Genomic DNA, 22,042 nt, shown 5'->3' on the forward strand with positions numbered 1-22,042 from the left:
ATCCCAATAAATATGATAATTTAGAATTAATTGTTAAAAAGATGCCAGTAAATATGAAAAAAACATGTCTTAGCCTTATCTTAATCATGAGCTCACCTTGGCTAATGGCGACAGAAAATAAAAAACCAGAGAATACTCCAGTTAAAACTGCTGAAATTCCAAATACCTTTACTGTTAAAACCCGTCCGGAAATTGTCGGTTTGTGGGGGATGGAAATTCCGAATAATAAAAAGTGCATCGAATATTATAATTTTAAGGGAAATAATAATGTTGTGATCAAAAGTGGCGACGAATGGACATCAGGATTATATGATTATCAACCCGCACAAGACCCTTCGCAGCAGATTCCCGCACTAATTCTGCAAGTGAAATATGATAATAATGAAAAAGACTGCTCGGGTAACCAAGTTGACCAATCTGGTGAAATTTCACAGTATTTTGTGAAATGGCAAAACCCTTATACGATTAATTTCTGCGCCAATGAAAAAGCCGAGCAATGTTTTGCCGTCCTCAGACGCGTATTGCCTTAAATTGTAAACAATAAAAAACCGCTGTCATTCAGCGGTTATTTATAAGCTTGGTTTTAGGCATTGTCTTCAGGATTTTCAAGCTGCTTTAACAAATGTTTTTCCAGATAATGAATATCCATTGCCTGTTTGCAGAAGTTCTTGTCTTGAAGGATTAAATCTTTATGTAAAGGAATATTGGTTTTCACACCAGTCAGAATCATTTCGTCCAGAGCATTTCTCATGCGCGAAATAGACGTTTCACGATCCTTACCATGTGCAATCAGTTTCGCAATCATCGAATCATAATAGGGTGGAATGCTATAACCTGGATAAACATGCGAATCCAGGCGAATGCCCGCACCACCTGGTGCATAAAAGTTTTCGATCTTGCCTGGGGAAGGTAAGAAGGTAGAGGGATCTTCTGCGTTAATACGGCATTCAATCGCATGCCCCAAAACCTTGACATCTTCTTGCTGGATATCGAGACCTAAACCACCCGCAATACGCAATTGTTGTTCAATAATATCGATACCCGTAACCATTTCAGTCACTGGATGTTCAACCTGAACACGCGTATTCATTTCAATAAAGAAGAATTCATCATCTTCAAACAAGAATTCGAAGGTACCCGCACCACGATATTGCATCAGCTTACATGCATTCACACAAGCTTCCAGAATGTCAGCACGTGCTTGCTCTGGCAAGTTTGGTGCTGGAGCTTCTTCCAGTACTTTTTGGTGGCGGCGCTGCAGCGAGCAGTCACGATCATACAGATGAATCGCATGGCCATTACCATCGGCGAGTACTTGTACTTCGACATGACGTGGCTTTTGCAGGAAACGTTCCATATAGACCGTATCATCTCCAAACCACATTTCCGCATCACGCTGTGCAGCCTGAACTGATTCGAGTAGGGTATCGACATTTTCCACGATACGCATACCACGACCACCACCGCCAGAAGCAGCTTTGACGATCAGCGGGAAACCGATTTCTTTCGCTTCAGCCAAGGCATTGTTAGGGGTCACTGCATGGGCTGAACCCGGTACAGTCGGGACGCCGGCTTTACGCATGGCCATAATCGCAGAAACTTTGTTCCCCATTAAACGAATATGTTCAGGACGTGGACCAATAAAGATAAAACCAGAATTTTCTACGATTTCGGCAAATTCTGCATTTTCAGCGAGGAAGCCATAGCCAGGATGGATAGCGTCTGCACCGGTAATTTCGGCAGCAGTAATAATCGCTGGAATATTCAGGTAGCTGTCACTGCTCGCACCTGGGCCAATGCATACTGCTTCATCACAGAAACGCAAATGCATTAGGTCCTTGTCTGCATCAGAATAGACACCTACAGTTTTGATCCCTAAAGTTCTGCAAGCCCGGGTGATGCGTAACGCAATTTCACCACGGTTTGCAATTAAAACTTTTTGCAACATTATAAATCCCCGGGGTGATTAAGCGCGGTAGCGGAAAAGTGGTTGACCGAATTGAATCACTTCACCATTTTTCACCAGAATTTCTTCAATCACACCGCTTTGAGTGGCTTCAATCGGGTTCATGATTTTCATTGCTTCGATAATACCGAGCGTATCGCCTGCAGAAACGGTCTGTCCAACTTTAACAAATGTCGGTTCACCTGGGCTTGGTGCAGCATAGAACACACCGACCATTGGCGAAGTTTCAACTGCACCACGAGGAGATTTTGCTGCTGGCGCTTCGGCTGGGGGTGCAGGCATAGCAGGAACAGCTGCTGCAACCACTGGATTACGACGAGTTAATGCAATCGATTGATCGCCTTCTTTAACTTCGATCGCCTGTAAGTCAGATTCAATCATCAAATCGATGAGTTTCTTGATTTTACGGATATCCATGAGACAGTATTCCTAATTAAGATTGTGTAGAAGATTGTATTTTTTCAATGACATAATCCAGGGCAGCAGCATAGCCTTTTGCACCCAGACCACAGATCACACCGATGGCTTTATCGGACAAGTACGAATGATGTCGGAATGCCTCACGTGCATGCACATTTGACAGATGGACTTCAATGAAAGGAATGGCGACGCCAAGGAGGGCATCGCGAACCGCAACAGAGGTATGGGTCAATGCTGCCGGATTAATAATGATGTATTGAACGCCGTCTTGCTGGGCCTGATGAATTCGGTCAACAATGGCACCTTCCCAGTTGCTCTGGAAAGTTTCAAGTTGTAATGTGGCCTGTTGAGCCTGGACAGTCAGTTGCTGGTTAATATCATCAAGACTAAGGTGACCATAAACTTCCGGTTCGCGCTTCCCAAGCAAGTTTAAATTCGGTCCATGAATAACCAAAATGGTCGAACTCATCCAGCATGCTCCAATTAAAAAGTATCGGGTTTTGTTTGCAAGATGGCTGCAAACTCTGCTTATTATTGCATGATTTTCTACATTACTATTTATAATTTCTTTGAATTGACGTAGAAAGCATATAGCAAACAGTGGCGCTATAATGAAAACTTTGCAGAGATTTGGCAATGTTAAAAAATTACAATTCGCGAGGTGTTCATATTATTTTCATTGTAAACCCAATTGGCAAAAACAGTTAATATCCTTTGTGTAACTGTATCTTCATGTTAACGCTAAATTCTTACTTTTAGCGATATTTTTAATTTTAAACAGCTTTTTCCTGACAAATTTGAATGCTATATGTGAGTTGAATCCGGTAAAAAAACCTCAGCTTAATGTAAAATTTTTTTCTGCTCATTTCTTTTAAATAAAAGTGATGATTCCCTTCTAGTCATGTGATGAAATTTAAAAAACTTAAAATAAGACAATGTTTTAATGGATTTTACTTAATGCGAATTCTGCATCTTTTTCCAAGATTCAAAAATTTGTCATATTTCTGTAAGTTCAGTTGAGCATCATAAATATGATTTCAAGATGTACTTAATTGCCGAGATATAAAGCTGATATCTCGGCAGGTTTAATAGAAGATACTTGGAATATGTACTTCCTATTTTTAAGATAGATGAAGTGACGAATGTGTTCATCTTGATATTTTCTTGCAGTGAAAAAATGACCCCTCTAATGCTTAGATAGTGGCAAAAACGCATACATTTGCTGTAATTTTGCTCATCTCCATCTTTGCAATAAAAACTTAAAAAGAGCTGATAGACACACTGACTGACTAAAAAATGAAAGCCGTAAAGCAAATTAGTTAGTTCATCTGATTTAACTTCTCAAACCAATATTTATATAATCATATGATTCCTCATCACCCATAAGACTTTCCATGACCCCTGCATGTAAATTGTTAAAAGCAAATAAAATTGAATACAGCATTCACGAATATGAACATGATGCCAATGCCAAAAGTTTTGGACTGGAGGCTGCTGAAAAATTGGGGCTTTCTGTAGAAGAAGTCTTTAAAACCTTACTGGTGACGGATGAAAAACAATATTTTGTGGCAATTTTACCTGTGCATCATCAGTTAAATCTGAAAAAAGTAGCGACAGCTTTAGGTTGCAAGAAACTGCAAATGGCAGATCCTAAACAGGCAGAACGCTTGACTGGTTATCTAGTGGGTGGGATTAGCCCGGTCGGACAGAAGAAACGTTTAAAAACAGTGATTTGTAGTAGTGCTAGTCAGCTTGAAAAAATGTATGTAAGTGGTGGGAAAAGGGGGTTAGATATTGGATTAAGTCCGCAAGATTTAGCACTAATTTTGGGTGCAAAATTCGCCGATATTGTAGATGAATAATTAGGTTTTAAAACTTGAGATTTGGCTCTTGGTTTTAAGGGTTACTCACAATGATACTCACAAAATGAAACACCTAAAAAAGATAAAGTCGCTCTAGGCGACTTTATCTTTTAACTCTATATCAAGAATGACAGATTGAACATAGGAACTTAGCCAGAAACTCTTCCTTCCATCCTTATGCGGTTTCATGTAGCGACCGTCTCGAATTCTGGAATCCAGTGTCTCAGGTTCGATATTGAGTAATTTAGCAAACTCGATCCGGCCGATGCGACGCTCACTGCTTGCCTTAAGTGCTTTTCTAAGCTCCTGCATCTCGCTATGTATTGCCTGGAGCAACTCATACTCAGTATTAGCTTTCATAACACCTCACTTAAATCCACAAATTGAACAAAACACATCACAATGAACCGTGAACTTTTTACAGATGAAACAGTATTCAGTCACTGTTGTCCTCCTTGAGTCTTTAGATATTCCGCTTTAGCAGCTGCCCAATTCTTTTCATCGTATGGGTTTAAACCTTTTTTTTCACACCAGGTGGTACACCACAGAAATTGATCATCATCGTATGGTGTAGGTTGAACAATCTGAATACTCACTCAGACACCTCGATACTTTTAAATAACGACTTCATAAGATCGTAGGTTTTAGGGGCAAAACGCTGTTTAACTTCTTCATTTAACAGAGTCTCAATTTCATCCCAGTGATCAACCAGAACAGCCCAATGTTTAGAGACTGCTTTCATCTGGCCAAGACGTTCACGAAACTCCGGTACCGCATTAAGTAATCCTACGCAGCGTTCAAAGTCAGCCGGATCATGTGGGTGAAAATTGGTTTCCCATGCTTTGCCCGCCACTGGACCATCATTCAGCAGTGTTGCCATCAGACACTTACTCGACATGCCTGTATTCGCATTAAGTAGCCAGTGCATAGATTTTTGAACTTCAGTCATTACTTAATTCCTTGTACTGAGTAATGATGTCCACACCGCAAAAAGGGCAGTAATTTAAAGCAACACGATTCTTTTTGAATCGACCCGCCACTATTTCAAGTCGAGATGAATTAACTTCCCGCATACTCATGATCTGACCCTGAATATCACCATAATGATTGCGAGTGACTTCACTAAGAAATTCACACATTTCAATCCAGTTGCCTGTATTTACACACCGCTCTTTCTGAATTTCCATCAAGCCACCTGTTTTAATTTTTGATACCGAGCACGGGCATAAGCACGGCATGCTGAGATACATTGAGGGCAACGACAGCCAGTGTTATACATGCTAATTGTGCCGTGTTTACGTTGTCTTTTTTCAACCAGTCCGCATTCATACAACTTCTTCCAGTTAGTGTTCGCTGCACGACATTCATCGCAGCGACACCCATGGTTTGTATATGTAGAGATCGTCCCGTGCTTCAACGAACCACCTCCATTTTGAGTTCCACCACATATGGATCTGGCAGTGGAGTCAGAAAGGTGACATTGTCCATTTTGAATACATGCTTCAGCACTTGTTCCAGCTGGTTTTCGGTAAGCTTTACGGTTTTAGTTTCAACCACACGATGCTCGACCCAGTTATCGAATGGAGACTTGGCATTTTTTTCCTTTTTAGAAGTAGAGACTTTACTCATGCGGGGTTCAGCACGTACACGAGGGATATCTTTTACATAGAAAAATGTACGTTCATCACCTGAATTTTCTGAGCGTAAGCAACCAAGGTTTTCAAGTGAATAACAAGAATTACGCACCTGACGGGCAGTAAGACCTAAGGCAGTAGCGACTGTTGCAGGCTTGGCACCGTGACTTTCTGATTTAATACACTCAATAATTCGTGCACGAATAGGTTTGCTTTCATCTGGAGTGGTTTCGGATAACGGTTGTTCTATCTTGAAAGGGGTTCCTGGAATGATGTCGAGTAGGTTGGTTGGCGTGATTTTGGCATCAAAACCTTCTACGCCAACGACCTGAGTTGCTGGAGGAGTAGGAACATCAACTTTGGCTTGGTCCTTAGCTACTTCCATGACCTTGCCTGTATTTGCACTAACTGCCAACTGAGTTTCTTTTTGAACTACTGGCTCAGCATGTACTTGATCGGCTTTTGGGGTGGTGTGATAGACACCTAACTCATCCAGGTGAATTTTTTCGTCTTGCAACAAGACAGCAAGGCAGTTTTTAACTGTCTTTAATGACATTTTTGAATTATTGGCAATTTGTGCAGCAGATAAACCAAAAGGATCATTGGCCAATGTATCGAACACTTTGCCAAGGTTTTTGTCCATTTTTAAGCTGTTAAGGTCTTTAATATTTGTCATGAGCGGAGTCCAGAATAGAAAATTAGTGCAACATGCCGTGATTTTTTAATTTTTTACGCAGCGTACCCCGGTTCAAACCCAATAGTTCTGCAGTAAGTGTCTGGTTGCCACGTGTCTGAACCAGAGTCATCGACAATAAATGTGCTTCAACTTGCTCAACCACAGCGCGGAATGCATCCCCTCTACTGATTTCAACGATGTGTTCAAGTTCTTCCTTGTTAATCGTCAACAAATTTTTCTCAACCATGCTGTATTTCCCCTTAAGACGTTTGAATGACGCGAATTTGTGAATTCAACTTTTTAATAAAGGCCGAGCCTTGTTTGAAATAAACTTTAAAAAATACCTGGTAACGCTTTTTTCCTTCCGCATTGAGGTGCTCTGAAGAAGTGATCGTGACTTGGCCACGGGTAGGGTGTACAAAGGTCACAATCTTTTTCTTTTTACAGACGCTTAAAATGCGGTACTGATCATTGAGTAAAAACGCAAAGAATGCCTTTCTCATGGTCAGGTCAATCGACCCCACCGGCTTGGTGGGATCTGGTAAATGATTGAAGTAGGTCATACCTTTTTGTTCAATTTTTGCGTCTTGCATTGTTTATTCTCAGCCAGTGAATTCGTAGCCCAACTGATCAGCACGTGCTTTACATGTCTTTAAGATCGTTGGATAAAACTCAGAGTTTCGGAAAGTTTCTAGAGCACCACTTAAGACATGAATGTCTTCAACCTGAGGTAATGTTTTCAGTGCCTCGTTGAAACGACTTTTCAAGTCGTCTATAGGTGTGCCTTGTGTGCTTTGCTGTTGTGCAGCGGCTTGACTAGACTTCTGGGCAATGATTCCCCGGATCCCTTCACAGGTTTCTTCAAATTTTTGTTGTTGAACGTCATGCAGACTATTCAATCCACGTTTTGCGCAGTACTTCTCAATATCAATGCCTGCCTGTTGCATGAGATATTGAAGTTCCAAAAATTGATTACCGTCGATACATGCATCAGCAGAACCAGAATTCAGCCACCGCTTAAGTGCTATACCATCGGCTTCAGTCAGCGGTCTTGGTTCAATGAATAAACGTGTACGGTCTTTAGTGGCAATGGCTAGGTTTTCATGAGTAAGATCCAGAACCGTGGTGAACTCGTATTCAATACCTTCACGCTGTTCTGCTTTCATACCCACTTTTTCAACTTTCTTCTTGCCGCCATTGTTGGTTTGCACGGTTTCCATTTTTGAGCGCAAGGTCACAATGATATTGATGCTGGACTGCAACATCGCATCGATAAATTTACGGTGACGTGGTGTGACTTCGCTCCACGCTCCCCAAGTGTTGCCACGGAACGTTGTGCTACCCAACTTATCTACGATTTCTAAACAACCACCCACACCCGACCACTCATGGGTAATGCTGTCCAAGATTAAAGTGTCAAAACCTGCTGCTTCAGCTGCTTTGATTGCATCAATGAATTTTTCAGGTGTGTAAGGAGGCTGTAAATTTGCATGTTCAAATGCAACAATATCTTCATACAGTTCAGCACTACTGTTTTCAGTGTCTGCCACGGCAATACGACCGCCAATACCTTTGGCCAGCATTAAAGCGCCATAGGTTTTACCCGCACCAGTAGGACCAGAGACAGCTAAGCGTAACTTTGCATTTTTACGTTGAGCCGGTTTAAAAAATACGTTTGTCATGACTTTTCCCTCAAAAAATCAAAAATTAATGTGCTGAACGGTAGCGACGTGCCCAGTCGCGGTACTCATTCGAACCATAAAAACCTGAGTTCACACGTGTTTCATGTGCCTGGGTGCGTATCTCACTTTTTTTGCGCAATTGCGCATTTACAATTGGTTGGCGGGCTTGGTTCAGTGCCTTGACTAGCCATTCTTTTTGATCAGCCAGATTGATTAGCGTCATGCTGCCGTCAATCGCTTGTTTATGAACTTCGAAGCCTGCGATGTTTCCAGCTTTATGGGCATTTACACTGCTTTTGCGCTTAAGCACATAAGTCACTGGGCGATCTGTACCCACACGGTAGCGTTCACAGTGGTAGGTTAGAAAATTCGGATCTTCCTGCTGGAAGCTGTCGATGTGTTCTGCAAATTTCATTTCGCTTCTCCTACAGCTTTGGCGATTGCTTCGGCTTGATACGCAGCTTCTTTGTCTGATGCATGAAGAACCATTACTGCCAGACCAAGAAGTACCGAAAGTACAAGCATCCAGGCAGCCACATTTGATGCGACTTCTTTCCCTACTGACTTTGATTCAGGGTGCTGGTACAAACGCTCGGACGTTTGGCGAGAAGTGCCAAAGTCGGGCAAGTTGCTTTGAATAGGGTTTTGTTTCATACTTATTTCACTCACAGTTAGATTGTGGGTCACGCTCCAGGTAGTTCGCGCTACGCTGGGGCTTTTTGTTTGCCATGAGATATATGTTCAATTAATTGAACTAAAATGTCAATAATATGTTCAATAAATAATGTAAAAGATATTCAATTAATTGAACTGTGTGTTTTAATAGACAAAAGAAAACCCACCGCTGGGGTGGGTTGTTTGGAGTTGGATCGGGAAGTGTTAATCCAGACCTCTTGTCCGATCAGAAATGTTCAATCCTAGTTTTTGTATTGCCATAAAGTTGGCAATAAAATATAAAATTCCAAGAATATTTAAAAACATAGCAGCAAAAGCTAGATTAAAAACTATTTCTAAATTACTTAATTCTAAAACAAAGCTCGCAGTTGGAAAAATTTGGTATGTTAAGTACATGCCAGATATTATAAAAAAGTACACCAGATATGAGTTTCTAACATCTAATAAATTAGACTTAATTGCTTTGTAATAAGCATCATTTTTTACCCTATCTGGATTGAGTGTGCATAAGATACCCATGCCGATTGAAAACATGATCCCAGCAACCGTATAAATAGTATTTAAAAGAGAGGAATCAGGGGATTTTGACGCAAGAGAGCCTACGGCAACTGAAATCACCAAAAAAAGTGAAACATTAAGCAGTAGCTTTTTTACGTTCATTTTCCAATTCTCTAATAAATCTATTCATCTCTTGTGATAGCTGAGCCTCGTTGAATAGGTTTGTATCTGTAGTTTCTATAGTAACCTCTTTTGTTCTTAATATTTTTTTACCTTTGATAATTTTTTTATTATTTCTAGTTAGAAATTCAAAGTTATCCAAGTCAGCTACAGGTTTCAATAGTGCACCAAATGCTCTTCTAATCTGTTCATCATCATCTTTTTTAGGCTTTTTAAACTCAATGACCAGTTTTGCTGAGATCATCTGTTCAAGCTGATGGTCAGATATATCCTTAGTGTCGTTTAGGGCTCCTTTAACTAAATCTAATGCAACTTTCCCAATATTGAATGTTTTGCCAAATGTGGGTTTGGCTGCATTAGGGGTAATATTCCCCCCGGTAACTGGATCCCTAACAGTAATATCCTTAATGTTTGATAGTTCAGGCATCGCATCCTCAGCCACCAAAGGGTTTACCTCATACAAATCATTTAACAACCAATTCAGATAAGTTTGTAAGCGAGTAATTGTTAAATTACCCGGCATATTTGTTATGAGGAAATTATTATTTACTGAAAAATAATAATGGTTTTTATAGATTGCCTCAGCATTCACGACACTGCTATTTAGATCAGCAATTGTGAAATGTTTCTTAGAAAACAAGGTGCCATCAATATGCTGAACATTATTTCCCAAAGCTACTCTTAGCATAGTGCAGAAAATAGGATCTCCAGTAGAGCTATTTTTTGCAAAATCAGATATTAAATCTTCTTCTTTTTGCGGATCTTCTGCATTGAGAAGCATACGCCTTTCATTAACCGCTATAGATGTTTGTAGCTTGACTCTTAATTTTTCACCCAGATCCGATTGTTTTTTATTAACGTCTGAATTAATTATTTCAAATGCACGTAATTTTGCGATAGCCATTTTGAATCCCCTAAATATCTAACCCCCGATCAAAGTGCTGCGTCGGGTTCGCAGTTTTATTTATCCAGCCAACAAAAAATGATTTGAGGGTTTATTCCCCTGAATACTTTTCTAAAAATTCATCTATCCATCCTTGTGCTACTCCAAGATTGGTTATGTCAGTCAGCTTTAGATTAGTCTCTTCTGCTTCGTTAAAGCCTTCAATAATAGCTTCGAAGATATTTGCTTCACTAATGACCTCGTGCGCCATTTCCGCAGCGTCATAGCTTTGTTTGGCTTTTTTAAGCGAGGCTATTTGTTTATCAATTCCTGTGCCAATTTTATCTAATGCCAATTTAAATTCTTGACGACTAATCGTTAGTGCGGTTTTGGATTTATTAAGTGTTGCGATCATTATGCTTTCCTTCTTCAACTAACTTAATAATTTGTTCATTGCTATAAACAGAAACAAATCTTGTACTTCCAATTTCTGTTGCTAAGATTTTTACATCTGGGGCAGATAGAGAAATTTTTTCATTATTGGTAGCAGCTTCAATAATTTGATTGATAGATAGTTGAGAGTTGTCCATTTAATTTCCTTAATAATTTAATTATCCGGCACGCCATATTTGACGGCCCATTACTTTAAAGTTTTTGCCATTCTCTTCTGTCACCAACTTATCTCGATACTTTTCATTAAGACTATGAAGAATTAAGGAGCCGTCAGCTTCTTTGAATATCTGCTTAATCATTCCCTCGCCAGCAAGATAGACGGCATAGATCTCACCATCAATAATATTTGTTTGGGAAAGGTTGATACCCACCAAATCACCATCTTTAATAAAATCAGCCATGCTGTCACCTTTGGCTTTTATTATTTTCATGGTCTGTTCTGTGACATTTTTATCTTTTAAAAAAGAAGGTGGAAAGGGAATTTTTCCATTTATAGCATCGAAGTGAAATTCAATAGATTCACCCTCACCACATGAAAAATTCGCTTCAACTACCTCGATCCAAACAAAATGATCACGAATGTCATCATTAACAGCTACTGTTTCCAACACTTGGTCTGCATGAAAAGAACCAGAAAATTCCCCGGTTAAAAGCCAATGAGAAGTAGTTTTTAATGCTTTGGACAAGGCCTCAATATGTTTTGCGCTAGGGTTATTACTGCCATTCACCCAACCGGAAACCGTTCCTCGGGCCGCACCAGTGGACCGCATTAAGTCTGCTTGTGAAAGATTAAGCTCAGCCATGCGTTGTTGAATTCGGTCTGATACAGATTGGTACATGGGAAAAATCTCGCTTATTTGTGTTCAAAATTATGAACAAATAAATTGACAATTACCTGAACGTATAGTTCAATTAATAAAACTAATTAGTTCAGGTTTTTGAATATGACTGTTGATCAGCTAATCTCTTTTTATGAAGTAAAAAATAAGTCACAACTAGCCCAAAAAATTTCTGCTGCTCGTTCAACTATAACGCTGTGGGAAAAAAACGGTATTCCACCACGCACCCAAGCATCATTTGAAATTTTGACACGTGGCGCATTAAAGGCCGACCGAAAAGCACTTTCAGCCTAGGAATAATCATGACTAGAAAAAAATCAGAGTCTCTACTGACTCTCGGGAAAAAAACTGTGTGTATGCCAACACATTTGCCCGAACAGGTAGCGGAGCATATTGCGAAAGAGGCATATGAACGTGGTTGGTCAAATAGCCAGTATTTAAGGTGGTTAGCCATGTTGGATATGAAGCGCTGTGAAGATGATAAGAATCTTATGTCACAGGTAACAGGAATACCGAGAGAACGCTTTGACTTATTCGAACAAAAGGAACAATCCGAACGGATCGACTATTCAGACAAAGAAAAAGCCTGATTTACGAGATCAGGCTTTTTAAGTGTTTCAATCTCTGGAGATTAAAACGATGAATTCAATTCCGCAAATTCAGCCTAATAATACCACACAGCCAGTGACCATGTCATCAGTGGAACTTGTTGAATTTATTAACAATCACCGCAAAGAAGTTGCAACTGCAGAAAAGCCATATGTCGAACTTCGTCACGATAGTTTTATGGTAAAGGTACCTAAGGTTTTGGGTGAAAATCAATCTCCAAAATTTATTGGAAGTTACCAGGACGGGCGTGGTCGTACATATCCATGCTACCGCTTTCCAAAACGTGAATCCTGTCTCTTGGCCATGTCATACAGCTATGAGTTACAAGCTCTGGTTTTTGACCGTATGACTGCCATGGAAGAAGCACTCAAACAATCCGTTGCACTACTTCCAGACTTCACTGATCCCGCTGCTGCAGCACGTGCCTGGGCAGAACAATTTGAAGCCAAGCAATTGGCACAACAGCAAATTGCCGAGTTAGCACCTAAGGCTGAAGCACTCGACACCATAGCGGACACCACCAATACCTACTGTCTGCGGGACTGTGCGAAAACCATCGGCATCCGTGAATCCGATCTAATCAAACTTCTGATAGACAAAAAATGGATCTATCGGGATGCGGATCGCAAGCTGCAGCCGCATGCTCAATACGTTTTGAATAAGGTATTCACCAATCGTACATCACCAGTGATCGTGAATCGCATTGATGGGAAAGAACGCGTTTTCTTACATATGCGCGTTACTGCATTTGGTCTGACCCGCATTACTGGGTTGGTCAACAAAAATAGAAAGGTAGCTGCATGAGTTTAGACGCAACCACCTGGGCATGGAAAGTGCGCCAGAAACAAAAGCCTGGCGGGAGTACTAAACCTCTTAAGCGATTGGTCCTTCTGTCACTGGCTGACCGAGCAGGTGAAGATCACTGTGCTTATCCGAGTATTGCACGTCTGGTGGAAGATACAGAGATGGATCGCAAGACTGTGCTCAAAATTATTGATGAGCTGATTCAGGATGGATTGATCGAAGATACTGGTGAAAGAAAGGGCAGAACCAAGCAGGTCAAAGTCTATCGTTTGATGGGTGTAAATGGCCGTGAAACAGTCCCAACAATGGAATCCTTTAACGCTGAAAACGAGGATTTAAAGGGTCCCAATCTTGGAACAGTCCCAACAACGGAACAGTTCCAATGTTCCGCGGAAAGAGTCCCAACGTTCCGTGGAAAGAGTCCCAACGTTGGGACACGGAATCTTTCAAAGAATCTATCAATAGAATCTAAAAATAAAAAATCATGGTTTTGTTTTAACAAACTTCGTGAAGAAATGTTTTTGACCGATGACAGTATCGATTTTGAAATCATCGTGAATTCGAAATGGATTGAACGTGAAAAACGTGCCTTTGAAAGTTACAACGCTGAAAAACCAATGAGCGATGAGCTGATGATTTATCACTTCGCTGACTGGGTGATCAACTCATTCAAAACCAAATACTCGAGTAAACCGAATTCTGAAAAACCTGCAGGTATATCTCAAAAAACCGATCAGCTTTCTGAAAAACAGATTTTTACTTTCGCTCAAAAACTTTCTCAGCATCCCGAGTTCACAAGCAAGTTCAGTGAACCAGGTGAATCTTACGAAAAACTTGCTGCTCGTATCGCCGTGAAACTGAAAGATCCGGCCCAGGCGAAGAAGTGGGAAAAGTATTTAAAACAGGTTGGATTTAATGGGGATTTACCTGATATCGCTGCATAACACAGGCAGGTTCAGGATCTCTATCAAAAATTAATTAAGCATCTTCGAGGGGAATTGAGATGACTTTACAGCACATAGAAGCACAAAAAGCGGCACGTTACGTGGGGAATTATTCAGAGAAGCAGGCGCAACGTCGTGCACTGGATGAAATGCTAAAGGGGTACAAGGGGAAGATCACTGAATTACCTGGGCCAAACTTTAAACCACGTCCTGTTCATCATCACTGTGAAGATCCAAATGAGTTTTGCGGTCTGATTAAATTAAGCCGAATCAAGAACTGGTTCAATGCCGGCACTAAAAACCTGTCACGTCGCAAGATGATTTTAAAGTTTGTGGATATGACTGAAGACCAGGTGCTGTATATCACCCTGCCAGCCAATGAGCAGAGCCTGAGTAACCGTGAGTACCGCAATATTATGAATGCCATGCCACTGGTTGAAGCAGAAGAGCAGCGTTTGTTAGCTGATATGACCAGACCTTTCCTGGATCGTCAGCCTGCTGTTCACCAGTCAGCTTTTGATTTTGGGGACGTGTCGTGAAAGACCTAAACAAGACACTGCTGTTTATCTTTATGTTGATTGGGGCTGCTTTGGTGAGATTAGGGGGTGGGGTGTGAGTTTTAATTTACTTCCGCATGAATTGATAATCGATAATTTTGCCGGTGGTGGTGGAACCAGTACTGGTCTTGAGCAAGCTTTCGGCCGTACGGTAGATGTTGCAATTAATCATGATCCTAAAGCCCTTGCTATGCATCGAATTAATCATCCCGATACTAAGCATTTTTGTGAAAGTGTGTGGGATGTAGATCCGATCGAAGCGACAGGAAATCAACCAGTTGGCCTTGTATGGCTTTCTCCAGATTGTAAGCACTTCAGTAAAGCAAAAGGCGGTAAACCCGTAGAGAAAAAGATCCGTGGTCTTGCGTGGGTTGCTTTGCGCTGGGCTGCAAAAACCCGTCCACGTGTCATCATGCTGGAGAATGTTGAAGAGTTTAAAACATGGGGAACATTGGGGAGGGATGGTAAACCTTGTCCTAAAGGTAAAGGTCGTACCTTCAAAAGCTTTGTAAATGCGCTTAAACGTCAAGGGTATGAAGTTGAGTGGAGTGAATTACGGGCTTGTGATTATGGTTCGCCTACCATTCGCAAACGTTTCTTCTTGATTGCTCGTCGTGATGGTTTACCAATTAAATGGCCAGAACCAACACATGGGCATCCAGATAGTATCGATGTTCAGAAAGGAAAATTAAAGCCATGGCGTACTGCAGCAGAATGTATTGACTGGTCTATAGAATGTCCGAGTATTTTTACTCGAAAACGTCCTTTGGCCATAGCCACACTTAAACGTATTGCAGGTGGATTAAAGAAATTTGTTTTCAATAATCAAAAGCCTTTTGTTGTGAATGGTATCGCACCAGTGTTAACAGAATGCGCCAACGCATCAAATAAGCGCTCAATGCCAATTAATGAGCCTTTAAGAACTATCTGTGCTCAAACAAAAGGTGGCCATCATGCGCTTATTTCTGCATTTTTAGCCAAGAACTACACAGGTGTTATTGGTAGCAGTTTGAGAGAGCCAGTTCATACGATCACAGCTAAAGACCACAATTCGCTTGTGATTAGTCATTTATCCAAAATGAAAAACGGCTGTATTGGACAGGATATTAGTGATCCTATGCATACACTTACGACCGTAAATCAATTTGCAGAAGTACGTGCTTTTTTGACAGCATTTTATGGAAATGAAAAAGACGGTAACTCAGTTGATGAACCATTACGCACAATTCCAACTCGTGACCGTTTTGGCTTAGTAACCATTGATCAGCAGGACTATGAAATTGCAGATATAGGTTTCCGCATGCTTCAACCGGTTGAGCTTTTTAAGGCACAAGGTTTTCCTGAATCCTACATTTTTACACACGGTATTGATGAACGAGGTCAACGAATCGTACTAACCAAAACTGAACAAACTCGTATGGTTGGGAACTCAGTGCCGCCTGACCTTTCTAAAGCTTTGGTTGAGGCGAATTTTAAACATGAAGAAAAATACAAAGGTGCCGCATGAACAACGATTCTAATATTGCCCGAGCTATGTGCCTGGTTCCACATCACATGATGCTGGCTTTCATGCAGGGCAATCACAACAAAATTATCGATGATAGTGCCTACTGGAACATGCTAGGTACAGCCTGGAAAGCTGGGGGTTGTTTTAAAGATCAAAACGACTGGATGGTGATGTTTCGCAGTAAACGCAGAAACCGTCAGAAGATTATGAAAAGCAGTGAACGTCGTGAGTTTGCACGTTTGCCTAAAAAATTGAAGGCCTACCGGGCCTATGCGGATCCAATCGAAATTGAGCAGTCAATTTGCTGGAGTCTGGATAAAGAGTTTGTTGAGCAATATGCCAAGGCAAAGGATCTGCAGATTGCAGAATGCACATTTAACCGCGATGACGTATTTGCTTATTTTAACCGTCGTAGAGAATCTGAAATTTTGGTTTGGCGCGGTGGTATGAACACAAAAAAAGAAGAAGAAACACTATTTGATTATTTTACACCCAGCAAGACGTTGTTGTTCCCTATAGCGTTACATGAGCAGACTACGAAAAAATATGAAAATCCAGATCAAGGGAAACAACATGCGTCATAAACCAAATACTTTACACCTTGCATTGGCCAGTGCGGGGATGTACTTCAATTTTGAACGTCGCATTATGGCAGCGTTGAATTCGAATACTGATAAAGCAGTCACTGGCTTAACAGAGGTTAAAACCTTGGATGAGCTTATGGCTGAAAATACCGGGCTGGTTTGCGCCTGGGATCTGGCTGCTGAATAAATAGCCTATGCCAGCAGTATTAACTGATCAGGAACTTCGGAAAGCAGGCTTGGGGCACTTATGCGCCAAGCCTGTACCCGATCCGAAAAAGAAAACCCCAAAATACAACAACATTAGGACCGAAAAAGACGGGCTTAAGTTTGATTCAAAAAAAGAGGAGCGTCGGTACACCACTTTAAAAGCCATGGAACGTAACGGAATTATCCATGACTTAAAAATGCAGGTTCCGTTTGTACTTGCACCTAAGGTGAGATTCAGCAATGAATCACGGGCTAAACCAGAGCTACGTTACGTTGCAGACTTTGTTTATATGTGTAATGGCCGGCAGATTGTGGAAGACGTTAAGAGTGAAGCAACACGTAAAAAAGATACTTATCGTATTAAGAAGCACTTGATGATGTCGGTGCATGGCATAGAGATTATTGAGGTTTAAGAGGTGGACATGGCTGAGCGCAAAAGACATACAGACGCAGAGCAGAACGATGAAAAAAAGTCATCGACTATCATGATTTTTGAAGCATGTGTTGATCTGCATAACCAAGGGCAGATTATTACACGTGAAACTCTGCAGATTGCATTGCCACATCTTACCCGGGGACAGATCGACGATCGCTTAAGTTATCTGGTGGATACCAATCAGGTGAATCGCGTTGAACGTGGCGTTTATATGCCGGTGCAGCAGCATCGTCCTGCACGCATGATCACTAAGACCGTGCTGAATGACGGTACGGTAAAGATTGAAATTGGTGATGATATTGTACTGACCTTAACACCTAAAGAAGCACGGGATTTTGGTTGTTTAATGATGAGTGATGCCATGCAGCACAGCAATATTGAGATGGGCCGGAGCATGAGTTACCTCACCAACAATATTGCAACCCAAGTAAGTAAATTGGCTCGCAGTATTGAACGGATCCATGAGGATAAAATTCAAGGAGGCCTATTTGATGAAAGTGGTACATAACGGAATGTCACATCTGATATTGGGCGATATCCAACCCATGATTGAAAAACTATCGTCAGGTAGTTATCCATATTTATCTAAATGAGATAATCTTGGATATGAATGTTTGGGAGAATAAATAACTTTATAGGATAAGTAGTGGGTTTGGTTAAATTCAATAGAGTTTGCTGTTTAATGGAAATTCTAAAATTAAAAATTTAATTTTATATAATTAATATAAATATCTTTTTATAATGTGCTTTTTTTTACATTGTAGAACCAAGGGGAGTGCTAATGATTCCAACATCTTTAGAGAGTCGTTGTGATGAAAATCTTCATATTTATTTCGATGAAACTAATAACTTAAGAAAAATTTCTCTGAATATTAAAAAGGAGAATGGTTTAAACGAAACGAATACTCTGTTTGTTGTTGGTGGAATATTTTTTACTTATGCAGCAAATCCTTTAAGAATGAAAACAGGATTTCAGAAGTTTTTTTCAGATAATAAAATTAAGCTGGATGGAACTGAAGAGTATAAGTTTAAAGAGTTTGCACAGGGAGGAGGAGGGGAAAATCAACAAGATTTTAAGAAATTATTAGGTAGCAAAAAGTTAAATTTATTTCTTAAATGGTTGAAAAAAAATAGAGGTTATTTCCATTATTCGGTAACAGATCTAAGGTACTTTATCTTTTTAGATTTAATCGAGTCTAAAGAATTGGGGAGGGAAATTAATCGATATGCAAACTTATTACCTAATACAATAATGAAAGAAAATTTGATAATGGATTTTCATTTTGGGCTAAAAACATTTTTCGATAAAATTTTGCAATTTAAACAATTAGAATTTTTTAAGAAACTACATACAATAGATTTTCCAGATGTTGAAAAGGTTAATATTGAGACATTAAGAGAAATAGTTGCCTCGCATATCAGTGATTACCTAAGTCATAATAGTATTTCTAATGAAGATGAGCGCTATTTAAAACCCATAAAAAATATTATAGAAAAAACTGACTTTTTTTTTATACTTGGAAACCCCGATAAACCATATCGTTTAATGAACAGCTTTACATCATTGTATTTCACACGTCTTTTAGATTTTCATAAATCAACTATATATCTTGATAATGAATATGATGTTGAAGAAGATCTCAAGTTGTTAAAAAACTCTGATCTAAAAGAGGAAGTGACAAATAAAATGCTAAGAGGGCTTTCAGGTATCAACTACTCTTTTGGAAAATCAGATCAAAACTTTATTTTACAAATAGCTGATATATCTATTGGTCTAGTTAAAGAATTTTATACGTTTTGTCTGTGCTCTAATATTCCTTTGAATGAATGGGATGATTTTATTAAAGAGTTTGATAAAAATTTAGCTCCAACTCAAAGTGAGAATATAAGATTATTCTTTGCATTACATAATAAATCGCTTTCTATATATAATGGTATTCAACATACAACTACACCAATTGATGGTAGGAAAAAATTTGATGCATTGTTGCGATATTACAATCAGCAATGAATACAAATTTAAGTATTTAAAAAAAGCCCATTCTATATGGGCTTTTTTTGTGCCTATTCGTTCGAAAAATATACCGCATAGAACAGTACGCACTGCGTAAAACTGTAGGGTTCGACAGTACGCACTGCGCACTCCCATCATCACCTTGTAAGCAAAGGTGGTGTGATGTCAGAGAAGAAAGCAGCTCCCGATTGGGAACGTATTGAAATCGAATATCGTGCAGGTGTGCAGTCTATAAGGCAAATAGCACAAGCCTTTGGCGTATCTGATGGTGCGATCCGAAAACGTGCCAAGACACAAGAATGGACCCGCGATTTAAACGGCAAGATCAAAGCAAAAGCCGAAGCAATAGTACGCACTGAAGTGGTACGCACTGAGGTACGCAACTCACCTGAATATAAGGCCACTGAAAAAGAGACCATTGATGCCAATGCCAATCTGATCGCCAGCATCCAGATCAATCAGCGTAAAGACATCCAGCGTGCCCGAAACTTATGTATGGGCCTGTTCGATGAACTTGAACACATGATCGGACTGGACAACATTGCACTGCTCGATGACTTCGGCGATGTCATGCGCAAGGAAGATGACAAAGGCCAGGACAAATTAAACGATCTGTACATGAAGATCATCCAGCTGCCGAACCGGGTGAAGTCAATGAAGGATCTGGGCGACACGCTCAAGACTTTGGTTGGTCTGGAAGTACAAGCCTATGGCCTGGATAAAAAACAAGAAGAAAAAGCCGATGACCTGACCGCATTGATCAATCGAATTGCACAAAGCAACTCATCTACATTCCAGCCTGTAGCACATGACCCTGAGTTTGATAATGAAAATGGGGACGCTACGTGAATAAGACGACCAACGACCCACATCAAAATCATTTCATACACGTACCTGCAATAAAAGCGCACTATAGTTGTGCAAAAGTGGTGATTATATGATGTATAACACCAACTTAGCGGAACTACCCACAAATAAAGAAGAACTGGAAAGATGCCTTGCTGACCCACAATGGCGTATTTTTTCCGGCTGTCTGTACAAGATCAAAATTAAGGGTGATGACTTCAAGGATGACTTGGGAAATGTCATTGAAGCCGATACCTTTGAGCTGCCATTTAAACCGAACGCTGCACAGATCAAATTTTTAAACCGGTTGTGGCACCGGAATATTATCTTAAAAGCACGTCAGCTCGGTTTTACTACACTGATCTGTATCCTATGGCTAGATCATGCACTGTTCAATGCCAACCAGAACTGCGCCATTATCGCTCAAGACTTGCCGACGGTTTTCAGTATCTTCAAGGACAAGATCAAGTTTGCCTATGACAACCTCCCAGATGAAATCAGAGCACGCTTTCCTTTAAAAGCCTATAACAAGTCAGAAATTGAGTTTGGCCACAATGGATCGAGCATCCGTGTAGCGACCTCATTCCGTTCCGGTACCATCCACCGCATGCTGATTTCAGAGTTCGGTAAGATCGGTGCGAGTGATCCGGCTAAAGATGATGAGGTTATTACCGGGTCGATCCCAACGGTACCGACCAATGGTGTGCTGGTGATTGAATCTACAGCGGAAGGACGTAACGGTTCATTCTATGCAATGGTTCAGGCAGCACAGACCAACTACTTGCTGCGCAAAGTTCTCACATCCAAAGACTATCGATTCCATTTCTATGCCTGGTGGCAAGAGCCGAAGTACCGGATTGATTCTACACAAGTCACTATTTCAGCCAGAGATCATGAAGAACTGGATGAAGTTGAGCTGATCGTACGCCAGAAAATGGGGATCAAGATGCGCCTCGATCCTGATCAGCGTGCCTGGTATGTGCTGACACGGGACAATGACCTTCGTGGTGATAGTGCCAAGATGTGGCAGGAATATCCATCATTCCCTGATGAAGCATTCCAGGTGGCCAAAGATGGTAACTACTATGCCAAGGATATGCTGGCACTGCGTAAGCGTGGCGGTATTGGTCAGATCGAAGTATTGGATGTACCGACTTATACCTACTGGGATATCGGGAATCATGACGGCTGTGCAATCTGGTACCAGCAGATCATGAATGGCCAAGACCGTTTTATTCGCTACTACGAGAAGCATGGCCAAGATCTAAGACACTATGTAGCAGAGATCAAATCACACGATTACATCTACCACACCCACTTCCTGCCACATGATGCAGCACACCAGCGCCTAGGTGACTTTAACAAGTCTGTTATGGAGCAGCTTGAAGAACTATTACCAGGACATAACTTTGTCATTGTGCCGCGTATTACCCAGTTGATTCATGGGATTCAGTCCACACGTAAGCATTTAAAAAATGCCTGGTTCGATAAAGACGGCTGCAAATTGGGTATTGAGCGTATCGAAGGTTATCAGAAGAAATTCTCCAAGGCAGATAAATGCTTCATTGATCAGCCTAACAAGGCCAATGGCTGTTCGGAAGGTGCCGATGCTTTACGTCAATGGGCACAGGCCAAGGATGCAGGAATGATCGAAGACATAGCAGACATGACGAGCCGTGTAGGGTTCGCAGAAGATGAACCAAAACGCCAAGATAACTACAACGATGAGCCAGTCGACTGGCGACTAATGTAGAACAGGTAGCAGC

Annotated in this window: 33 protein-coding genes; 15 read left to right on the forward strand and 18 right to left on the reverse strand. The window is 40.7% G+C overall.

What is annotated here, in order from left to right:
• Positions 1-86: 86 nt before the first annotated feature.
• Complete coding sequence (locus AY607_RS06335; RefSeq protein WP_171255290.1) at positions 87-530, forward strand: hypothetical protein; 444 nt, start codon at positions 87-89, stop codon at positions 528-530.
• 53 nt (positions 531-583) lie between these two features.
• Here the strand turns inward: AY607_RS06335 and accC are convergent, their stop codons facing one another.
• The 3 genes from accC to aroQ are packed head-to-tail and all read right to left on the reverse strand — an operon-like array spanning position 584 to position 2,855.
• The gene (gene accC / locus AY607_RS06340; RefSeq protein WP_064096124.1) at positions 584-1,948 is read right to left on the reverse strand and encodes an acetyl-CoA carboxylase biotin carboxylase subunit; all 1,365 of its coding nucleotides are present in this window, start codon (positions 1,946-1,948) and stop codon (positions 584-586) included.
• An 18-nt stretch (positions 1,949-1,966) separates the two neighbouring features.
• Positions 1,967-2,383, reverse strand: coding sequence for an acetyl-CoA carboxylase biotin carboxyl carrier protein (gene accB / locus AY607_RS06345; protein WP_064096125.1), 417 nt, complete (start codon positions 2,381-2,383; stop codon positions 1,967-1,969).
• A 16-nt stretch (positions 2,384-2,399) separates the two neighbouring features.
• Complete coding sequence (gene aroQ / locus AY607_RS06350) at positions 2,400-2,855, reverse strand: type II 3-dehydroquinate dehydratase (RefSeq protein WP_064096126.1); 456 nt, start codon at positions 2,853-2,855, stop codon at positions 2,400-2,402.
• 925 nt (positions 2,856-3,780) lie between these two features.
• Here aroQ and ybaK point away from each other — a divergent pair.
• On the forward strand, positions 3,781-4,248 hold the full coding sequence (ybaK, locus tag AY607_RS06355; RefSeq protein ID WP_064102088.1) for a Cys-tRNA(Pro) deacylase: 468 nt from the start codon (positions 3,781-3,783) through the stop codon (positions 4,246-4,248).
• A gap of 93 nt (positions 4,249-4,341) precedes the next feature.
• On the opposite strand, the gene AY607_RS06360 is transcribed toward ybaK, so the two are convergent.
• The 15 genes from AY607_RS06360 to AY607_RS06430 all read right to left on the reverse strand — a co-directional run bounded on the left by AY607_RS06360 (position 4,342) and on the right by AY607_RS06430 (position 11,768).
• Positions 4,342-4,560 (reverse strand): hypothetical protein, encoded by a 219-nt coding sequence (locus AY607_RS06360; RefSeq protein WP_227499332.1) that lies wholly within the window; start codon positions 4,558-4,560, stop codon positions 4,342-4,344.
• Between the two features lie 128 nt (positions 4,561-4,688).
• Positions 4,689-4,844: a hypothetical protein gene (locus tag AY607_RS15110; RefSeq protein ID WP_205630798.1), complete on the reverse strand. Its 156-nt coding sequence runs from the start codon at positions 4,842-4,844 to the stop codon at positions 4,689-4,691.
• Positions 4,841-5,197 carry a hypothetical protein gene (locus AY607_RS06365; protein ID WP_064102089.1) on the reverse strand — a complete coding sequence of 119 codons (357 nt, stop codon included), beginning with the start codon at positions 5,195-5,197 and terminating at the stop codon, positions 4,841-4,843. The genes AY607_RS15110 and AY607_RS06365 overlap by 4 nt, the downstream gene beginning before the upstream one ends.
• Positions 5,190-5,435: a hypothetical protein gene (locus AY607_RS06370; protein WP_064102090.1), complete on the reverse strand. Its 246-nt coding sequence runs from the start codon at positions 5,433-5,435 to the stop codon at positions 5,190-5,192. Before AY607_RS06370 ends, AY607_RS06365 begins: the two co-directional genes overlap by 8 nt.
• A 226-nt stretch (positions 5,436-5,661) precedes the next feature.
• The gene (locus tag AY607_RS06380; protein ID WP_227509956.1) at positions 5,662-6,525 is read right to left on the reverse strand and encodes a hypothetical protein; all 864 of its coding nucleotides are present in this window, start codon (positions 6,523-6,525) and stop codon (positions 5,662-5,664) included.
• A 55-nt stretch (positions 6,526-6,580) separates the two neighbouring features.
• Positions 6,581-6,805 carry a helix-turn-helix domain-containing protein gene (locus AY607_RS06385; RefSeq protein WP_064102093.1) on the reverse strand — a complete coding sequence of 75 codons (225 nt, stop codon included), beginning with the start codon at positions 6,803-6,805 and terminating at the stop codon, positions 6,581-6,583.
• 13 nt (positions 6,806-6,818) lie between these two features.
• Positions 6,819-7,151, reverse strand: a complete 333-nt coding sequence (locus AY607_RS06390; RefSeq protein ID WP_064102094.1) for a hypothetical protein — start codon at positions 7,149-7,151, stop codon at positions 6,819-6,821.
• 9 nt (positions 7,152-7,160) lie between these two features.
• Positions 7,161-8,240, reverse strand: a complete 1,080-nt coding sequence (locus AY607_RS06395; RefSeq protein WP_064102095.1) for an ATP-binding protein — start codon at positions 8,238-8,240, stop codon at positions 7,161-7,163.
• Positions 8,241-8,265: 25 nt separating this feature from the next.
• Positions 8,266-8,655: a hypothetical protein gene (locus AY607_RS06400; RefSeq protein WP_064102096.1), complete on the reverse strand. Its 390-nt coding sequence runs from the start codon at positions 8,653-8,655 to the stop codon at positions 8,266-8,268.
• Positions 8,652-8,894: a hypothetical protein gene (locus AY607_RS06405; protein ID WP_064102097.1), complete on the reverse strand. Its 243-nt coding sequence runs from the start codon at positions 8,892-8,894 to the stop codon at positions 8,652-8,654. The genes AY607_RS06400 and AY607_RS06405 overlap by 4 nt, the downstream gene beginning before the upstream one ends.
• A 225-nt stretch (positions 8,895-9,119) precedes the next feature.
• Positions 9,120-9,575: a hypothetical protein gene (locus tag AY607_RS06410; RefSeq protein WP_064102098.1), complete on the reverse strand. Its 456-nt coding sequence runs from the start codon at positions 9,573-9,575 to the stop codon at positions 9,120-9,122.
• Positions 9,550-10,497: a hypothetical protein gene (locus AY607_RS06415; RefSeq protein ID WP_064102099.1), complete on the reverse strand. Its 948-nt coding sequence runs from the start codon at positions 10,495-10,497 to the stop codon at positions 9,550-9,552. Before AY607_RS06415 ends, AY607_RS06410 begins: the two co-directional genes overlap by 26 nt.
• Before the next feature lie 91 nt (positions 10,498-10,588).
• Positions 10,589-10,891, reverse strand: coding sequence for a hypothetical protein (locus AY607_RS06420; RefSeq protein WP_064102100.1), 303 nt, complete (start codon positions 10,889-10,891; stop codon positions 10,589-10,591).
• A complete protein-coding gene (locus AY607_RS06425; RefSeq protein WP_064102101.1) occupies positions 10,875-11,066 on the reverse strand; it encodes a hypothetical protein in 192 nt (63 codons plus the stop codon). The genes AY607_RS06420 and AY607_RS06425 overlap by 17 nt, the downstream gene beginning before the upstream one ends.
• Positions 11,067-11,087: 21 nt before the next feature.
• Positions 11,088-11,768 (reverse strand): XRE family transcriptional regulator, encoded by a 681-nt coding sequence (locus AY607_RS06430; protein WP_064102102.1) that lies wholly within the window; start codon positions 11,766-11,768, stop codon positions 11,088-11,090.
• A gap of 105 nt (positions 11,769-11,873) precedes the next feature.
• Here AY607_RS06430 and AY607_RS06435 point away from each other — a divergent pair, with 105 nt between their 5' ends.
• The 13 genes from AY607_RS06435 to AY607_RS06495 all read left to right on the forward strand — a co-directional run bounded on the left by AY607_RS06435 (position 11,874) and on the right by AY607_RS06495 (position 22,029).
• The gene (locus AY607_RS06435; protein ID WP_064102103.1) at positions 11,874-12,062 is read left to right on the forward strand and encodes a hypothetical protein; all 189 of its coding nucleotides are present in this window, start codon (positions 11,874-11,876) and stop codon (positions 12,060-12,062) included.
• A gap of 62 nt (positions 12,063-12,124) precedes the next feature.
• On the forward strand, positions 12,125-12,358 hold the full coding sequence (locus tag AY607_RS06440; protein ID WP_227509966.1) for a hypothetical protein: 234 nt from the start codon (positions 12,125-12,127) through the stop codon (positions 12,356-12,358).
• A gap of 49 nt (positions 12,359-12,407) precedes the next feature.
• Positions 12,408-13,181: a phage antirepressor KilAC domain-containing protein gene (locus AY607_RS06445; RefSeq protein ID WP_064102105.1), complete on the forward strand. Its 774-nt coding sequence runs from the start codon at positions 12,408-12,410 to the stop codon at positions 13,179-13,181.
• Positions 13,178-14,125 (forward strand): helix-turn-helix domain-containing protein, encoded by a 948-nt coding sequence (locus AY607_RS06450; RefSeq protein ID WP_064102106.1) that lies wholly within the window; start codon positions 13,178-13,180, stop codon positions 14,123-14,125. Before AY607_RS06445 ends, AY607_RS06450 begins: the two co-directional genes overlap by 4 nt.
• Before the next feature lie 59 nt (positions 14,126-14,184).
• The gene (locus AY607_RS06455; protein WP_005221888.1) at positions 14,185-14,664 is read left to right on the forward strand and encodes a hypothetical protein; all 480 of its coding nucleotides are present in this window, start codon (positions 14,185-14,187) and stop codon (positions 14,662-14,664) included.
• A gap of 73 nt (positions 14,665-14,737) precedes the next feature.
• A complete protein-coding gene (locus AY607_RS06460) occupies positions 14,738-16,189 on the forward strand; it encodes a DNA cytosine methyltransferase (RefSeq protein WP_064102107.1) in 1,452 nt (483 codons plus the stop codon).
• The gene (locus tag AY607_RS06465) at positions 16,186-16,773 is read left to right on the forward strand and encodes a hypothetical protein (protein WP_227509957.1); all 588 of its coding nucleotides are present in this window, start codon (positions 16,186-16,188) and stop codon (positions 16,771-16,773) included. Before AY607_RS06460 ends, AY607_RS06465 begins: the two co-directional genes overlap by 4 nt.
• Positions 16,763-16,960, forward strand: coding sequence for a hypothetical protein (locus AY607_RS06470; protein ID WP_064102108.1), 198 nt, complete (start codon positions 16,763-16,765; stop codon positions 16,958-16,960). Before AY607_RS06465 ends, AY607_RS06470 begins: the two co-directional genes overlap by 11 nt.
• 7 nt (positions 16,961-16,967) lie before the next feature.
• Entirely contained in the window at positions 16,968-17,393 is a 426-nt protein-coding gene (locus AY607_RS06475; protein WP_081408802.1) for a DUF1064 domain-containing protein, read from the forward strand.
• Positions 17,394-17,402: 9 nt separating this feature from the next.
• The gene (locus AY607_RS06480; protein WP_064102109.1) at positions 17,403-17,924 is read left to right on the forward strand and encodes a hypothetical protein; all 522 of its coding nucleotides are present in this window, start codon (positions 17,403-17,405) and stop codon (positions 17,922-17,924) included.
• Between the two features lie 273 nt (positions 17,925-18,197).
• Complete coding sequence (locus AY607_RS06485; protein WP_064102110.1) at positions 18,198-19,427, forward strand: DUF3800 domain-containing protein; 1,230 nt, start codon at positions 18,198-18,200, stop codon at positions 19,425-19,427.
• A 165-nt stretch (positions 19,428-19,592) separates the two neighbouring features.
• Positions 19,593-20,279, forward strand: a complete 687-nt coding sequence (locus tag AY607_RS06490) for a hypothetical protein (protein ID WP_064102111.1) — start codon at positions 19,593-19,595, stop codon at positions 20,277-20,279.
• A gap of 88 nt (positions 20,280-20,367) precedes the next feature.
• Positions 20,368-22,029 carry a hypothetical protein gene (locus AY607_RS06495; protein WP_064102112.1) on the forward strand — a complete coding sequence of 554 codons (1,662 nt, stop codon included), beginning with the start codon at positions 20,368-20,370 and terminating at the stop codon, positions 22,027-22,029.
• The last annotated feature ends 13 nt before the right edge of the window (positions 22,030-22,042 follow it).

The organism is Acinetobacter sp. SFA (genome assembly GCF_001647535.1).
In the GTDB taxonomy this organism is placed as follows: domain Bacteria; phylum Pseudomonadota; class Gammaproteobacteria; order Pseudomonadales; family Moraxellaceae; genus Acinetobacter; species Acinetobacter pecorum.

Coding starts and splice junctions, on each gene's coding strand:
- AY607_RS06335 (WP_171255290.1), top strand. CDS start 87: ATGAGCTCACCTTGGCTAATGGCGACAGAAAATAAAAAACCAGAGAAT.
- accC (WP_064096124.1), bottom strand. CDS start 1,948: ATGTTGCAAAAAGTTTTAATTGCAAACCGTGGTGAAATTGCGTTACGC.
- accB (WP_064096125.1), bottom strand. CDS start 2,383: ATGGATATCCGTAAAATCAAGAAACTCATCGATTTGATGATTGAATCT.
- aroQ (WP_064096126.1), bottom strand. CDS start 2,855: ATGAGTTCGACCATTTTGGTTATTCATGGACCGAATTTAAACTTGCTT.
- ybaK (WP_064102088.1), top strand. CDS start 3,781: ATGACCCCTGCATGTAAATTGTTAAAAGCAAATAAAATTGAATACAGC.
- AY607_RS06360 (WP_227499332.1), bottom strand. CDS start 4,560: ATGCAGGAGCTTAGAAAAGCACTTAAGGCAAGCAGTGAGCGTCGCATC.
- AY607_RS06365 (WP_064102089.1), bottom strand. CDS start 5,197: ATGACTGAAGTTCAAAAATCTATGCACTGGCTACTTAATGCGAATACA.
- AY607_RS06370 (WP_064102090.1), bottom strand. CDS start 5,435: ATGGAAATTCAGAAAGAGCGGTGTGTAAATACAGGCAACTGGATTGAA.
- AY607_RS06380 (WP_227509956.1), bottom strand. CDS start 6,525: ATGGACAAAAACCTTGGCAAAGTGTTCGATACATTGGCCAATGATCCT.
- AY607_RS06385 (WP_064102093.1), bottom strand. CDS start 6,805: ATGGTTGAGAAAAATTTGTTGACGATTAACAAGGAAGAACTTGAACAC.
- AY607_RS06390 (WP_064102094.1), bottom strand. CDS start 7,151: ATGCAAGACGCAAAAATTGAACAAAAAGGTATGACCTACTTCAATCAT.
- AY607_RS06395 (WP_064102095.1), bottom strand. CDS start 8,240: ATGACAAACGTATTTTTTAAACCGGCTCAACGTAAAAATGCAAAGTTA.
- AY607_RS06400 (WP_064102096.1), bottom strand. CDS start 8,655: ATGAAATTTGCAGAACACATCGACAGCTTCCAGCAGGAAGATCCGAAT.
- AY607_RS06405 (WP_064102097.1), bottom strand. CDS start 8,894: ATGAAACAAAACCCTATTCAAAGCAACTTGCCCGACTTTGGCACTTCT.
- AY607_RS06410 (WP_064102098.1), bottom strand. CDS start 9,575: ATGAACGTAAAAAAGCTACTGCTTAATGTTTCACTTTTTTTGGTGATT.
- AY607_RS06415 (WP_064102099.1), bottom strand. CDS start 10,497: ATGGCTATCGCAAAATTACGTGCATTTGAAATAATTAATTCAGACGTT.
- AY607_RS06420 (WP_064102100.1), bottom strand. CDS start 10,891: ATGATCGCAACACTTAATAAATCCAAAACCGCACTAACGATTAGTCGT.
- AY607_RS06425 (WP_064102101.1), bottom strand. CDS start 11,066: ATGGACAACTCTCAACTATCTATCAATCAAATTATTGAAGCTGCTACC.
- AY607_RS06430 (WP_064102102.1), bottom strand. CDS start 11,768: ATGTACCAATCTGTATCAGACCGAATTCAACAACGCATGGCTGAGCTT.
- AY607_RS06435 (WP_064102103.1), top strand. CDS start 11,874: ATGACTGTTGATCAGCTAATCTCTTTTTATGAAGTAAAAAATAAGTCA.
- AY607_RS06440 (WP_227509966.1), top strand. CDS start 12,125: ATGCCAACACATTTGCCCGAACAGGTAGCGGAGCATATTGCGAAAGAG.
- AY607_RS06445 (WP_064102105.1), top strand. CDS start 12,408: ATGAATTCAATTCCGCAAATTCAGCCTAATAATACCACACAGCCAGTG.
- AY607_RS06450 (WP_064102106.1), top strand. CDS start 13,178: ATGAGTTTAGACGCAACCACCTGGGCATGGAAAGTGCGCCAGAAACAA.
- AY607_RS06455 (WP_005221888.1), top strand. CDS start 14,185: ATGACTTTACAGCACATAGAAGCACAAAAAGCGGCACGTTACGTGGGG.
- AY607_RS06465 (WP_227509957.1), top strand. CDS start 16,186: ATGAACAACGATTCTAATATTGCCCGAGCTATGTGCCTGGTTCCACAT.
- AY607_RS06470 (WP_064102108.1), top strand. CDS start 16,763: ATGCGTCATAAACCAAATACTTTACACCTTGCATTGGCCAGTGCGGGG.
- AY607_RS06475 (WP_081408802.1), top strand. CDS start 16,968: ATGCCAGCAGTATTAACTGATCAGGAACTTCGGAAAGCAGGCTTGGGG.
- AY607_RS06480 (WP_064102109.1), top strand. CDS start 17,403: ATGGCTGAGCGCAAAAGACATACAGACGCAGAGCAGAACGATGAAAAA.
- AY607_RS06485 (WP_064102110.1), top strand. CDS start 18,198: ATGATTCCAACATCTTTAGAGAGTCGTTGTGATGAAAATCTTCATATT.
- AY607_RS06490 (WP_064102111.1), top strand. CDS start 19,593: ATGTCAGAGAAGAAAGCAGCTCCCGATTGGGAACGTATTGAAATCGAA.
- AY607_RS06495 (WP_064102112.1), top strand. CDS start 20,368: ATGATGTATAACACCAACTTAGCGGAACTACCCACAAATAAAGAAGAA.